The 13669-nt window shown below is 70.9% G+C and carries 10 protein-coding genes; 4 read left to right on the forward strand and 6 right to left on the reverse strand.

All coding sequences use genetic code 11. The features are described 5' to 3' along the window. Positions 1-142: 142 nt before the first annotated feature. Complete coding sequence (locus tag KBY32_RS11050) at positions 143-1255, reverse strand: GDSL-type esterase/lipase family protein (protein WP_247689316.1); 1113 nt, start codon at positions 1253-1255, stop codon at positions 143-145. Positions 1256-1596: 341 nt separating this feature from the next. Here KBY32_RS11050 and KBY32_RS11055 point away from each other — a divergent pair, with 341 nt between their 5' ends. Beyond that, entirely contained in the window at positions 1597-2130 is a 534-nt protein-coding gene (locus tag KBY32_RS11055) for a DinB family protein (RefSeq protein WP_210979780.1), read from the forward strand. A 15-nt stretch (positions 2131-2145) separates the two neighbouring features. Here KBY32_RS11055 and KBY32_RS11060 read toward each other — a convergent pair whose 3' ends face one another. Then, positions 2146-2703, reverse strand: coding sequence for a hypothetical protein (locus tag KBY32_RS11060; protein WP_247689317.1), 558 nt, complete (start codon positions 2701-2703; stop codon positions 2146-2148). A gap of 332 nt (positions 2704-3035) precedes the next feature. Between KBY32_RS11060 and KBY32_RS11065 the strand changes: the two genes are divergently transcribed. Then, positions 3036-5303 carry a M4 family metallopeptidase gene (locus KBY32_RS11065; protein ID WP_210979782.1) on the forward strand — a complete coding sequence of 756 codons (2268 nt, stop codon included), beginning with the start codon at positions 3036-3038 and terminating at the stop codon, positions 5301-5303. 321 nt (positions 5304-5624) lie between these two features. Then, positions 5625-6926 carry a phosphatase PAP2 family protein gene (locus KBY32_RS11070; protein ID WP_210980035.1) on the forward strand — a complete coding sequence of 434 codons (1302 nt, stop codon included), beginning with the start codon at positions 5625-5627 and terminating at the stop codon, positions 6924-6926. A gap of 59 nt (positions 6927-6985) precedes the next feature. Here KBY32_RS11070 and infA read toward each other — a convergent pair whose 3' ends face one another. Then, positions 6986-7210 (reverse strand): translation initiation factor IF-1, encoded by a 225-nt coding sequence (gene infA / locus KBY32_RS11075; protein ID WP_210979783.1) that lies wholly within the window; start codon positions 7208-7210, stop codon positions 6986-6988. Continuing rightward, positions 7207-7998, reverse strand: a complete 792-nt coding sequence (locus KBY32_RS11080; RefSeq protein ID WP_210979784.1) for an N-acetyltransferase — start codon at positions 7996-7998, stop codon at positions 7207-7209. The genes infA and KBY32_RS11080 overlap by 4 nt, the downstream gene beginning before the upstream one ends. A gap of 332 nt (positions 7999-8330) precedes the next feature. Here KBY32_RS11080 and KBY32_RS11085 point away from each other — a divergent pair, with 332 nt between their 5' ends. Next, positions 8331-9065 carry a hypothetical protein gene (locus KBY32_RS11085; protein ID WP_210979785.1) on the forward strand — a complete coding sequence of 245 codons (735 nt, stop codon included), beginning with the start codon at positions 8331-8333 and terminating at the stop codon, positions 9063-9065. 18 nt (positions 9066-9083) lie between these two features. On the opposite strand, the gene KBY32_RS11090 is transcribed toward KBY32_RS11085, so the two are convergent. Continuing rightward, positions 9084-10469, reverse strand: coding sequence for a M1 family metallopeptidase (locus tag KBY32_RS11090; protein WP_374224928.1), 1386 nt, complete (start codon positions 10467-10469; stop codon positions 9084-9086). A 248-nt stretch (positions 10470-10717) separates the two neighbouring features. Continuing rightward, positions 10718-13501, reverse strand: a complete 2784-nt coding sequence (locus KBY32_RS11095; protein ID WP_210979786.1) for a glycosyl hydrolase — start codon at positions 13499-13501, stop codon at positions 10718-10720. Between the last annotated feature and the right edge of the window lie 168 nt (positions 13502-13669).

Here is a 13669-nt window from a genome sequence, read left to right on the forward strand (position 1 = left end):
CAGTGCCTTCCGTCCAGCGCGTGGGGATGTCCGCGCGCTGGACAGAATCCGGCGGTGGTGATCACCGTGTCACTCGTTTTCGCTGGCACAGGTGGGACATGTCGCAACCGCGACACCGAAGTGACGACCCATGCGGACGGGTTCAGCGGGACGCGGACGCCGCCAGCATCGGCAGCGACACGATGTCCGCGAGGGCCTCCTGACCGGCGATGTTGGCGTGCACGCCGTCCCCGGTGTCGTACGGCGGGTTGATGCCGTTCGGCTTCACCGGGTCCCTCAGCACCTGGTCGAACGGCAGCACGCCGTCACAGGTGCCGGCGCAGGTGTTCCAGGTCGAGACGAACGTGCCGACGGCGTGCCGGTCCCGGTTGTTCTGGTCGGTGTAACCGGGGCGCGGGGTGATCGGCGTGACGTACACCTTGATGCCGGCCGCCCGCAGCCGCCGGAACACCTCCCGGTAGCTGTCCAGGATCTGGTCGGCACCGCATCCGGCCGCGAGGTCGTTGGTGCCGTAGTAGTAGAGCACCCCGGTCACCCCGTGGAGGGCGAGGACGTCACGTTCCAGACGGGACATCGCGTCCAGGCCGCGCAGCGACGGGTCGGTGCGGGGGCAGGTGGCGGCACTGGTGGTACCCCCGATCCCGGCGTTGGCGACGGTGAACTGCCGGTCGGCGGGCAGCTCTTCGGTGATGCGCCGCGCCACGAAGTCCGTCCACCGCAGGTTCTCGCCGGGGCGCTGACAGCCCGGACCGCAGTCGGTCGACCCGGTGCCGTCGACCACCGAACTGCCGTACGCGACGAGCGTGCCGCGCAGCCGCGGGTTGTGCACGTCGACGGCGCTGACCAGATACGTCGAGCCGGTCGTCCGCGTGTACGCGGCACCCGAGGCGTCGGCGGTGTGGTCCCCGGAGCCGGGCGGGGTCAGGTAGTTGTCGCGGAAGGCGCTGTTGTGGATGCCGGCGGTCACGGTGCCGGACAAGGAGACGGACACCGCGACGTCGTCCTGGGCCGCCGTGCGGAGCCGGGCCGGATCGCTCCACACCTCGCCGCCGGCCGGGACGACGACCGTGCCGCTCCCAGCGAAGGTGACGGGGACCGGATCGCCCTCCGTCGCCGCCCCGGTGCCGTCGCTGTGCGCGACGGTCGCGGCGGTCACGGTCAACGGCGTCTCGCCGAACGTGTTCTGGAGCCGTATGCGCAGGGAGTCACCGCCCTGACTGAGATGGCTGATCATCCTCACCGACTGGTCGTTCAACTCCTCTGCCGCGCGCCCCTGTTGAGAGCTGGCCCACGAGGTGAACCACCCCTTCGAGGCGGACGGCCGATGCGGTCCCGCCTCGCTCGGGGCGGCCGCAGTAGGGGCGGAGGCGGCGAGCACCGAGGCCGTCAGGGCGAAGGCGAGAGCAGAGGTGAGGCGGGCTGAGACGCGAGGGAGAAGAGGGCTCATTGGTTCCTGTCCTTCCCGTGGGACGGGTGAAACGAGCGTGAAAAGCCTTTCCCCGGCCCGGCACGGGCAACCCCGGCCCACGACACGCCGTGCGTTCGTCGCGAGCGAAGTCCCCTGCTCTCTAGACCTGTTGATGCCACGGTGGCCTGATGACGACGACCACGACACCGGACGGCCGGCCCGTCCCTCCCGCGCACGCCGACGAGCGCACCATGCTGGAGGCGTGGCTCGACTTCCACCGCGCGACCCTCGCCCTGAAGTGCGCGGGCCTCGACGACGAACGGCTACGGCGGCCCGCGGTGCCGCCCTCGCGGATGACGCTGCTCGGCCTGGTGCAGCACATGGCCGAAGTGGAACGCAACTGGTTCCAGCGCGTCTTCGCGTCCCTGGACGTGCCACCCGTCTTCGGCGAGGACAACACCGACGGCTTCACCCTCGCCCCGGACCGTGGCCTGGAGGAGGCGACGGCCGCCTGGCAGGCGCAGATCGCCCGGGGTCGTGAACTGACGGCCGACGCCTCCCTCGACGACGTCGGCCGCCTCTCCGAACGGGAGGCCGGTCACGTCGGTGACCCGGGCGTCTCCCTGCGCTGGATCCTGGTCCACCTCATCGAGGAGTACGCCCGCCACAACGGCCACGCGGACCTGCTCCGCGAACGGCTGGACGGGGTGACGGGCACCTAAGGGCTGTCCTGCCGGTCACGCGGTGACGTCCAGCCACCGGCGTGCCGCCAGGCTCACCGGTGGCTCGTCCGGGTCGTCCATCGTGCCGTCCGTCACCGCCTCGGCCCACCGCCGCAGGACCTTCGATCGATGCGGTGCCGTCAGCACGGAGGTGCTGATGTCGTGCTCCCATGTCGTCGCGAAGCACAGGACGTTGCCGTCGAGCGAGAGCATGCGGAACTCCGGGCGGCACGGGGCGCTGCCGAGCAGGCCGGCGGCGCCGGCGCCCATGATGTCCCACTCGCTCCCCAACTCGACACAGAACCACCGGGAGCGGTACTTCCCCTCGGGCTGGAGCGCGAGCAGGAAGCGGCGGTCGGTCTCGGTGAAGAGTCCGGCCTCGACCGACAGCCGGTACCAGTCGGCGTTGGCCTTCTCGCGCAGGTCCGGTTCGAGGACGTCCCGCAGGGCCTCGACGCGCCCCTCCTCAGGAGGGCAACTCGGGGCCTGGCTGGTCACGACGGGCGGGATCAGCCCCTCGGGCTCGGCCCACCCGTCCACGATGCGCAGGCCTGCCGCGGTGAGAGACTTCATGAGCCCCATCTTGCCGTCTCCGCCGGTCAGCGCACATGGCGGGGCCGTGTGGGGCCGCGCGGCCGAAATCCCGCGCTCGCCGCGCCCATTTGACCCGGCTTGCGAGGCCAATTCAAGCCGTCACTTTGGCGGTCGCATGACAAACGCAAGGGTCCGGTGTCACCCTTCTGCTCGAGTTCACCGTTCGTCCACGTGACCATCACGCGGAACGGACGTCTTGCCACCCCCCACCTCCTTCCACCCGCATGCCGTGCAGCGCTACGGACCGGCACACCCCGCCGGTCCTCTCGTCCACGGCCCCCACACGGGCCACCGTCCCGAAGGAGCCCCCCTTGTCACTGCGACACCGCGCCCTCGTCCGGCGCAGACGCACCACCGGTATAGCCCTCACAGCAGTCGGGGCCCTGCTGGCCCTGGCCGCTCCCGGTCTGGCCGCGGCGGCACCGGCCGACCCGGGCCCCGCGAAGATCACCGCCACCCCCCGGGCGGGCGCCGCCCCGGACGCCCTCACCCCCGCCCGCCGCACGGCCCTCATCAAGAGCGCCCAGTCGGAGGCGGCCGGCACCGCGCAGCGGATCGGCCTCGGCGGCAAGGAGAAGCTCCTCGTCAAGGACGTCGTCAAGGACGCGGACGGCACCACGCACACCCGCTACGAGCGCACGTACGCCGGACTCCCCGTCCTCGGCGGCGACCTCGTCGTCCACGACAAGGGCGGCCGTACGACCGTGACCAGGGCCAGCAAGGCGACCCTCTCCCTGAACACCCTCAGTCCGAAGATCGCCAAGTCCGCCGCCGCCGGCAAGGCCCTCGCCGCGTCGAAGAAGACAAAGGTCAAGGGCGCCGAGACGGAGCGCGCGCCCCGGCTCGTGGTGTGGGCCGGCGCCGGCAAGCCCGTGCTCGCCTGGGAGACCGTCGTCGAGGGCGTCCAGAAGGACGGCACCCCCAGCGAACTCCAGGTCGTCACCGACGCCGCCACCGGCAAGCAGCTCCTTGCGGCGGAGAAGGTGCACACCGGCTCCGGGAAGGGCCAGTTCGTCGGCGACGTCGAGATCGGTACCACGCAGTCCGGATCGACGTACCAGCTCGTCGACCCCGACCGCGCGAACCAGAAGACGTACGACCTCAACCAGGGCACCTCGGGCACCGGCACCCTCTTCACGGACGACAACGATGTCTGGGGCAACGGCCAGCCGTCCGACCGCCAGACCGCGGGCGTGGACGTCGCGTACGGCGCCGCGGCGACCTGGGACTACTTCAAGGACAGCTACGGCCGCAACGGCATCCGCAACGACGGCGTCGCCGCCTACAGCCGCGCCCACTACGGCAACAACTACGTCAACGCCTTCTGGCAGGACTCCTGCTTCTGCATGACGTACGGCGACGGCTCGGGCAACACCCACCCGCTGACCGCCCTCGACGTGGCCGCGCACGAGATGAGCCACGGCGTCACGGCCGCCACCGCGGGCCTCGTCTACTCCGGGGAGTCCGGCGGTCTCAACGAGGCCACCTCCGACATCTTCGCCGCGGCCGTCGAGTTCCACGAGGACCTGCCCGCCGACCCCGGTGACTACTTCGTCGGCGAGAAGATCGACATCAACGGCGACGGCACCCCGCTGCGCTACATGGACAAGCCCTCCAAGGACGGCGCGTCCAAGGACAACTGGAGCTCCACGCTCGGCGGCATCGACGTCCACTACTCGTCCGGCCCCGCCAACCACTTCTTCTACCTGCTGTCCGAGGGCAGCGGCCCGAAGACCGTCAACGGCGTCGACTACGACAGCCCCACCTACGACGGGCAGCCCGTCACCGGCATCGGCATCGAGAACGCCGCCGCGATCTGGTACCGCGCGCTGACGACGTACATGACCTCGACGACCAACTACGCCGGCGCCCGCACCGCCACCCTGTCCGCCGCCGCGGACCTGTTCGGCGCCTACAGCCCGACCTACCTCGCCGTCGCCGACGCCTGGGCCGGGATCAACGTCGGCAACCGCATCGCGCTCGGCGTCAACCTCGCCCCGGTCGCCGACCAGATTAGCGGCGTCAACCAGGAGGTCGGCCTCCAACTCGACGCCTACACCACCAACTCCGGGGCGAGCCTCACCTACGAGGCCGAGGGCCTGCCCGAGGGCCTGAGCATCAGCCCGACCGGACTGATCAGCGGCACCCCGGCCACCCTCGGCACCAACGACGTCACCGTCACGGTCACCGACAGCACCGGCGCAAGGGCCTCGGACACCTTCACCTGGCAGATCGCCTACGTCTACTCCAACGCCACCCGGGTGGACATCCCCGACAACGGGGCGGCCGTCCTGTCCCCGGTGACCATCAGCGGCCGCGAGGGCAACGCCTCCGCGACCACCTCGGTCTACGTCAACATCGTCCACACCTACCGCGGCGACCTGGTCGTCGACCTCGTCGGCCCCAACGGCACCGTCTACCCGCTGCTCAACCGCAGCGGCGGCTCCGCCGACAACGTCGACCAGACCTTCACCGTCGACGCCTCGGCCCAGCCGCTCAACGGCACCTGGGCGCTGCGCGTACAGGACCGGGCGAACATCGACGTCGGCCACATCGCCCGCTGGACCCTGACCCCCTGATCCCCTCACCGTTCCACCGCCTGATCGCCGCGCCGCCGTCCGGTCCTTCCCTGGGCCGGGCGGCGGCGCCGTCATGTCCCGGGCGCGTGCCCGGTGCGCTGTCGGTGACCAGCGGAAAGCGCCCACCGCCGCCCGGATAGCATGTGCGCACCGACGACGGTCCCCGCCGCCCCCACCAGGGAGACCATGCCGTGCGACGCGAAAGGTGGCTTGGCTGCCCATGACACATCGGGCACAACGGTGAGATCCATATCGTCGCGGATCTCCCCGAACGAGAAGGACACGGCCGAAGGACCGCCCCCCTGGCGCCGGCCACGGGCGATGTTCTGGACCGCGGCAGGCGTGGCGGTCCTCGGCTTCCTGGTCGCCCTGGAGATCGCCGCACGCGACATCGGCGTCCCGGGACCGATGACCAGTCAGGTCAAGGACCTCATATACGCCCCCAAACCGGGCCCCCTGTACGCCGGTCTCGCGCTGCTGATGGTGGTGCTCACCTGGCGGCAACGTCTCCTCGCGGCAGGCGCCGCGCTCGGCATCGACGTCGTCTCCGCCCTGGTGCGATGGATGATCGGCGTCGACCCTCCCAGCGAGTACTTCCTCGGCGGCGGCGCGCTCTGGGTGATCCTGGCGTTCGCGGTCATCGCCGTGACCCGCCGCACCGGCGCCGAACGCACCCTCCTGCTGAAGGGCGTCGGACTGGCCTTCCTGCTCATGGCGGGCCGCAAGACCGGTGACACCTGGCTCATCATCACGGCCAAGACCCGCCCGACGGTCCTCGACCCGTACGTGGCCACCGCCGACCGCGCCCTCGGCGACCCGTCCTGGCTGGCCGGACGGATGCTCGAGGCCACGGCCCCGATCGGCACCAACATCGTCCAGATCGTGTACGCCCAGCTCGCCGTCGCCGCCGTGGTGGTCGCCCTCTACCAGCTGCGCAACGTGGCCGTCGAAGGCCGCTTTCCACGGCACCACCTGGTCCGCACGTTCCTGGTGATCGGCCTGCTGGGCCCGGCCTTCTACATGATCTTCCCGGTGGTCGGCCCCGTCTTCGCCTACGGCCCCGGCGCGTCCGGAACGGGCGGCGTGGAATGGTCCCTGCTCAACCTGTGGCCCCACACCCCGCCGCCCCTGAGCACCCCGCACCCGATGCCGTACGACGGGCTCACCCCCCGCAACTGCATGCCGAGCCTGCACACGGCGTGGAGCATCGCGATCTTCATCCACACCCGCAGAGCCCCTCGCCCGCTGCGCTACGCCGGTACGTTCTGGCTGGTCGCCACCCTCACCGCGACCCTCGGTTTCGGCTACCACTACGGCGTGGACCTGCTCGCCGGTGTGGTGTTCGCGCTGACGATCGAGGCGGCGCTGCGTGCCCAGGTGCGGGGCTGGGACCGGCCGGCGGTCGTGCTGGTCTCGTACGGCACGGTGGTCTTCAGCGCCCTGCTGGTGAGCTACCGGTACCTCCCGATGGAGATGGCCCTGCACCCGCGCGTCTGGGGGCCGCTGCTGGTCCTGGCGATGACGTCGGTGGTCTACGTCTACGTCCGTACGACCAGGCTCTGGGACGCGGAAACGGGGATCGTCCCGGCCCGGCAGCCGCAGCCCCAACCCGAACCGGCCTGACGGCCCGCACGCCCAAGGGGCCCGGTCCGGTTCAGGACCGGGCCCCACGGACGACAGCACTAGTTCCGGTACCGGAACACGATCCGCCCCCGCGTCAGGTCGTACGGCGGAAGCTCCACCAGGACCCGGTCGCCCAGCATGATCCGGATGTAGTGCTTGCGGATCTTCCCGCTGATGTGCGCGAGGACCTGGTGGCCGTTCTCCAGCTCCACGGTGAACATGGCGCTGCGCAGACACTCCACGACCCGGCCCTCGGCCTCGATGACGTTCCTGGTCCGCGTCATCGCACGAGCTCCAGCGTGCAGCCCACCGGCCGCGCCCCGATGCCCCGGAACAGCGCCGACGCCACCACGTTCGATTCGTCGACCTCGGCCCACGCCTCGGCGGTCCCGGCACGGTGGAGCACACCCAGCGCGTGGGCGAGCAGTGCCCGGCCGACGCCGCGCCGCCGCTCACCGGTCCGCACCGCGAGCAGCCCGATCCGTGGCCGCTTCACCCGCACCACCCGGATCAGCCCCAGATAGGCGTCGGGTGTCGCGGCCACCGCGTACAGCGCCGGGTCGACGATGGTGTCGCCCTCCGTACGGGGCACCACCTCGGCGGGCATCGACCGCCAGCCCACGGTCGCCTCGACCTCGGCCCGGACGACGCGGTCCACTTCGCGCAGCATCCCCTCGTCCGCCTGTCCGGCGGGCACGACGGTCACGCCCGGCGGCGGTACGGCCGCACGCAGCCCCGTGACGTCGGGGTCGGTGGGCACGGCGTACTCCACCTCGCGGCGCAGCACGGTGAAACCGGCCCGCCGCCAAAGGGCCGTCAGCTCGGTGTCGGCCTCGTCGACCACGGTGTGCAGCGGCGCCGGAAGCGCGGCGGTCATCGCCTCGGCGAGCTGCGCGAAGGCGGTGTCGTGCCAGGCGTCGACGCTGACGAACAGACGTCCGTCCGGCCGGTGCTGCACATGCCCCCGGCCGACCACCAGGTCGTCCTCCAGGGCGTGCCACTGCCCGTACGCGACGCGCGTGACCAGCGTTGCCTGTTCGGCCGGATGTGATGGGTAGGTCTTCGGATCCATCGGAGTCCCCTTCCAGGAGAGCCTCGAACTCAGGCGCTCCTGGCGACACCGAATGTCAGCCGCCGGACCGTGACGGGATGAGGGAGCACCCACGGGAAACTGCGTTCACGGGTCTCACCTCCTACGACGACTTGGCCGGTCCACCGCGAACGTATCAGCGGGGCGATACGCGGCTCCACCGATTAACGCCCCTCGGGCGCGGGCCCGGCAGTACAGTCCCGGCGTGCGTTGATTCTCCGGGCGGCGGCCCCGCGCAGCCGCGGACGGCACGGGCGCCCTCGATGCGGGGGCCCTGAAAGGCAACCCGTCATCACCCCACGGAGATCCCCACCATGACCACGCAACAGCCCCTCACCTACGACGCGTTCGTCGCCCTCGCCGCCACCGACCCGGCCGTCGTCGGGCTCGTCCTCAAGGGGTCCCGGGCCCACGAGGGCATGGCCACCCGGCACTCCGACCACGATCTGTACGTGGTCCTCGCCGACGACGCTCCCACCGGCCTCACCCGCTTCGCCGGGCACCGCAGTGCCGAACTGGACCTCGTCGTCGTCTCCCTCACGGACTTCCGGGCGGCGGGGATGCCCGGCTTCGAGCGGTACGCCCTCGCGCGCGCCCGGGTCGTCCTCGACAGCCTCGACGGGGAGATCACCCGCATCCTCGCCGCCAAGGCGCACCTGACCGCCGACGAGGCGGCGCGCGACGCCGCGACCCGGCTCGACGCCTACGTCAACTCCATCTACCGGTCCCTCAAGAACGACCGGGACGGGCAGACCCTCGCCGCACGCCTCGACGCCGCCGACAGCGTCGGCCACCTGCTCGACCTGCTCTTCACACTCGACCGCCGTCCCCGCCCCTACAACAAGTACCTGGCCTGGGAACTGGCCCGGCACCCGCTCCCCGGGTGGGACACCGGCACCCTGCTCGACACCGTCGGCCGTGTCACGGAGACCGGCGAAGTGACGGTCCAGCGTGAGCTGTTCGCCCGCGTCGAGAGCGCCGCGCGACGGGCCGGGCACGGTGAGGTGCTGGACGCCTGGGGCCAGGACCTGGAGCTGATGCGGCCGTAGAAGGGGCCCGGCGTGCTCTCAGGCGCGCCGGGGCTTGCCCTCCGTGAACAGCCACGTCCGGAACAGTCCGTCCAGCCTCTTTCCCGACGTCGCCTCCGCCAGCTTCACGAACTGGGCGGTCGTGCCGTGCCCGTCACGGTGCTTGGTCGCCCAGGCGCGCAGGATGCGGAGGAACGTCTTGTCCCCGACGGTGCGCCTCAGTTCGTGCAGGGTCATCGCGCCCCGCGCGTACACCGGCGTGCCGAAGATGTTCGCGCCGCTGCCCGGGTCCGCGGGCGGGAACGCCCACAGTTCGTCGCTCGCGGGGCGGGCGTACAGGGTGTCGAAGGACTTCTGGGCGGTGTCGCCGCCGTGCTGCTCGTCGTACAGCCACTCGGCGTACGTGGCGAAGCCCTCGTTGAGCCAGATGTCCTTCCAGGTGGTCAGGGACACCGAGTCGCCGAACCACTGGTGCGCGCTCTCGTGCACGAGCGTGGCCACGTCGGGCGCGGAGTCGTACAGCGGCCGGGTCTGGGTCTCCAGGGCGTAGCCGACGTCCGGTGCGTGGTCGACGATCGCGCCGGCCGCGCGGAACGGGTACGGCCCGAACAGCCCGCTCTCCCAGGCGAGCACCTCGGGCAGCTTCCGCAGCACCGGCGCCGCCGCCCGGGCCTCCCGTGGGTCGACGGCGTTGTAGACCTCGACGCCGTCGCGGGTGGTGTACCGCTCCACCTTGAACGTGCCGACGGTGACGGTGGCCAGATAGGCGGCCATGGGCTCGGCCGCGCGCCAGCGGAACGTCGTACGCCCGTGCGCGGTGCGCTGCCCGAGCAGCACGCCGTTGGCCACGGCTGTGCGCCCCTTGGGCACGGTGACGGTGAAGTCGTACGTCGCCTTGTCGGTGGGGTGGTTGTTCACCGGGAACCAGGTCATCGCGCCCTGCGGCTCACCGGCCACGAAGGCGCCGTCGTCGGTGGGGATCCAGCCGTCTGCGGAGCCGTCCGGGTCGGTGACCGGCTTCGGGGTGCCGTGGTAGTCGACGGTGACCCGGAAGGCCCGGCCGGGGCGCAGCGCGCGGCGCGGGGTGACGACGAGTTCCTGCCCGGAACGGCGGAAGTCGGCCTTCGCGTGGTCCACGGTGACCGAGGCGACCTTCAGGCCCTCGAGGTCGAGGTCGAAACGGGTGAGGCGCTGGGTGGCGCGGGCCGTGAGGACGGCTCTGCCCTCCAGACGCCGGCTGCCGGTGTCGTACCGCAGCGCCAGGTCGTAGTGGCCCACCTCGTAACCGCCGTTGCCGGCCAGCGGGAAGTACGGGTCACCGACGCCCGCCGAACCCGTGCCGTGGGCCACCGCGGGCCCCGCGCCGGCGAGCAACGCCGTGACGGTCACGGGGATGGCGGCGAGGAGCGCCTTGCGGCGGAGCACGACGGGTATGCGCCGGGCGCGCCGGCTGCTCGGTGACGTCACGGGAACTCCTGGAGGGGGGCGGCTGGAGATCGGCTGGCCGTCACACTAGAGGCGACGGAGGCCCAGTTTTCCCATGTTCAGGTCAATTCCCGGGAGGGTGCCGCTCCGGAGTGGGCTGTTTGCGGGCACCCTCACCCTTGCGGGTGGCACACGGCCGCGCGGCGGACGCGGGAAGGGCTCCGTCGTCCGCCGCGCGAACGGTCGGGTCAGCTGAAGGGGATCACCACCACCGACTTGTCGGTGCCGGTCTGCAGCTTGGAGCTGCCGTTGCCGATGGCGCTCCACACCTCCAGGCGTACCGTGCCGTTCTTGAGGTTGCCCAGGGTGCCCGTGCTGGACCTGAGGCCCCTGGCCTGGCTGTACTCCTCCCACCCGGTGACCGGGTCGGTGGCGAAGTAGTTGTACGTCTCCGTCCGGTCGAAGGTGCCGTCGCCGGTCAGGTCGTAGCTGATCCGGGCCTGCTGGCCGAGACCGACCGAGGTGCCGGCGTCGACCTGGAGCTTGAAGGTGGTGCCGGCGCCCGAGGTGAGGGTGCCGTTCACTCCCCGGGCCTCGTAGACGAGGGGCTGGTACGGCGTGCCGTCGTGGTTGGTGCCACCGGCGGACGCGATGGTGTCGCTGCCCGCGGTGCCGCCGGTCGCGGTCGTGAGGACACCGCCGCCGCGCAGCTGGAAGGTGTTCCCCGTCGTCGGCTCCGGGTCGGGATCGGGGTCGGGGTCCTGCGATCCGGACCCGGTGCCGCTGGCCGTGGAACGGGCCGGCACCGACAGCGTCTTGCCGTCCGAGAAGGTGACGGTCCGGGCCGACGAACCGTGGTTGTGGGCCACATAGGTGCGCGTCGAGCCCTTGGTGAAGACGGCCGAGGCGGGGATGTCACCGGTGACGGAGGCGTCCGGGGCGCCGATGGTGTCGAGGGTGTTGATCCAGTGGTAGGTGTGCGCCTTCGACTCGCCCTGTTCCGGGGTGTAACCGCCGTTGCCGGAGTCCCACTTGGACTTGGCCGAGGCCGGGTCGGCGAAGGACTGGAACTCCCAGAGGATGTCGCGCCATTCGACGGCGGGGCCGCCGTTCTCCCGTTCCATCTCCGCGATGTTGCGGCGGATGGCGGCCTTCTCACCGCCGAGGTGGAGCGAACCACCCGTCACCGGAAGGACGTTGATGCCGTGGATCTCCTCCGGGTTGGCCGTCCACCAGGTGGCGTAGGCGCCGCCGCTGCCCCACACCATGCCGACCGTGTCGTGGCCGAAGGAGGACGGGAAGACCTGCTCGTCCGCGTCGAACCAGTACTGCGCGATCGACTCCGACTCGGTGGTCAGCAGGAAGGTGCCGAGGTCGCGCAGCGAGGTGTCACCGGTCGCCGAACCCCACAGGACCAGGGCCGCGCTGAGGTTGGTCGACTCGGAGGACGACTCCTGGTTGTTGCCGGCCGCGAAGCCCTGGTGACCGGAGGCCCAGCTGTGCCCGGCGTAGACGTCGAAACCGCGCAGGAAGGGGAACGAGCTGTCGGTGCGGCTCGGGTTGACGGTGTCCCGGACGAGGGTCTTGACCATGCCGCCCCATGCCGAGTCCGCCGCCCACGACGGGTCGTACTGGGCGACGATCGCCGCCGCGTAGACGTAGTACCCGTAGTGGAAGTGGTGGTCGTTCAGCTCGGTGTCGCTGCCGTAGGACGCGGGGTAACCGGTGAGGGTCTTCCAGTCCTTGTCGTAGCTGAACTCGTTGGCGCCACCGGCCGTGAACCACTCCTGCAGCTTGCCCTTGAGCAGGCCGATCAGTCGGTCGCGGGTGCCGGTCTCGCCGATCTGCTCGGCGACGGGCACCAGTTGGGCCAGCCGGCCGAGGGCCTTGCCGGTCCAGTAGGTGTCGGACGCTCCGGAGAACGGGTCGGAGGCGTTCACGACGTCGTTGAGGTAGCCGCGCAGCCGCGCCGTGTCCACCCCGTCCGACTTGGGCAGCGCGGGCAGGACCGCCGACGCCTTCTGGCTGGTGCTGAACGAGGCCGCCTCACGTACCTTCATGGTGCCGCGCGGCGAGACGTACGTGTACGAGGTCAGGGCGTCCGAGGTGTTCAGCCACTGGTGGCGGTAGAGCGCCTGGAGCGTGCCGCGCTCGCTGCCCTCCTGCGCCTCCGTGGTCAGCGTGTACGAGGCCCGCACGGTGCCGCCGCTGTAGCTCCAGGTCGCCTTGGAGTCGGTGACGAAGCTGAACGCGTACTTCGCGTACGTCGACAGCGCGCCCGTCGACGGCAGGACGGCGACGGAGAAGTAGTCCTTGCCGCCGAGGCCCGCGGTGACAGTGGAGCCGGAGACGTTCCAGTCGCTGCCGCTCGGCGCGAACAGGGCGTAGTGGTGTCCGCCGACGGTGATGCCGAGGACGTTGCCCTGGTCGGCGAAGACGGTCGGCGCTCCGGCCGTGGTGACCTGGGCGTTGCCGCCGGTGCCCTTGGCGTATACGAACGGGGAGCCGTGGCCGATGGTGGTCCGCAGGGTGCGGCTGCCGTCGGACCACAGGGGGGTGACCGTCCAGTCGGACCAGCCGTCGGCCTTGGTGTCGGGGGAGTTGAGGCCGGACAGCCCGATGGTCAGGTCGCGCTTGTGGGCGTACTCGTACTGGCGTCCGTCGCCGACGATCGCCGGGGAGGTCGGGTAGCCGACGTCCAGTCCGTTGGCGGTGGCCTGGTAGGTAAGGGGGTGGCCGTACATGGGGGTCGACCATGGGTTGTCGCCGTACCGCTGGAAGGCCAGGGAGGACCACCAGTCGTTGGTGGGGACCGGCCGGTTCCTTGCGGCCGCGGTCACCTTGGGGGTGACGGGCGTTCCTGTGTTGGTGGTGGGGCCCGATGTGCCGGGCGGCCTGGTGTCGGAGTAGCTGCCGGAACCTACGGGCACGGTGGCCGCGGCCGCCGGAGAGGCGGCCGGACCGAGCCCGAAGGCTGCGAGGGCTGAGGCCAGCAACAGGACTGCCGCTGGTCTGGTGCGTGGGGATCGCATGGGGCACCTCAAGTCTTCACAGGAGGGGAGTCCGAGAGTTTGAGAGCGCTCTCAGATGGCCGGAACGTAAACGCTGGGTAATGAGCGTGTCAATGCGTTGAACACAGCCGGAAGTTGAAATCCGTTTTGTCTTCGCAGGTTGTCGGTCGGCTGTGAAGAGGGGTGTGT

Origin of the sequence: Streptomyces sp. RK62 (genome assembly GCF_018070255.1) — a bacterium.
GTDB classification, from domain to species: domain Bacteria; phylum Actinomycetota; class Actinomycetes; order Streptomycetales; family Streptomycetaceae; genus Streptomyces; species Streptomyces nigra.

Bases quoted from the DNA above. Each gene is read 5' to 3' on its own strand.
- KBY32_RS11055 (WP_210979780.1), top strand. From the start codon at position 1,597: ATGACGACGACCACGACACCGGACGGCCGGCCCGTCCCTCCCGCGCAC.
- KBY32_RS11060 (WP_247689317.1), bottom strand. From the start codon at position 2,703: ATGAAGTCTCTCACCGCGGCAGGCCTGCGCATCGTGGACGGGTGGGCC.
- KBY32_RS11070 (WP_210980035.1), top strand. From the start codon at position 5,625: ATGTTCTGGACCGCGGCAGGCGTGGCGGTCCTCGGCTTCCTGGTCGCC.
- infA (WP_210979783.1), bottom strand. From the start codon at position 7,210: ATGACGCGGACCAGGAACGTCATCGAGGCCGAGGGCCGGGTCGTGGAG.
- KBY32_RS11080 (WP_210979784.1), bottom strand. From the start codon at position 7,998: ATGGATCCGAAGACCTACCCATCACATCCGGCCGAACAGGCAACGCTG.
- KBY32_RS11085 (WP_210979785.1), top strand. From the start codon at position 8,331: ATGACCACGCAACAGCCCCTCACCTACGACGCGTTCGTCGCCCTCGCC.
- KBY32_RS11095 (WP_210979786.1), bottom strand. From the start codon at position 13,501: ATGCGATCCCCACGCACCAGACCAGCGGCAGTCCTGTTGCTGGCCTCA.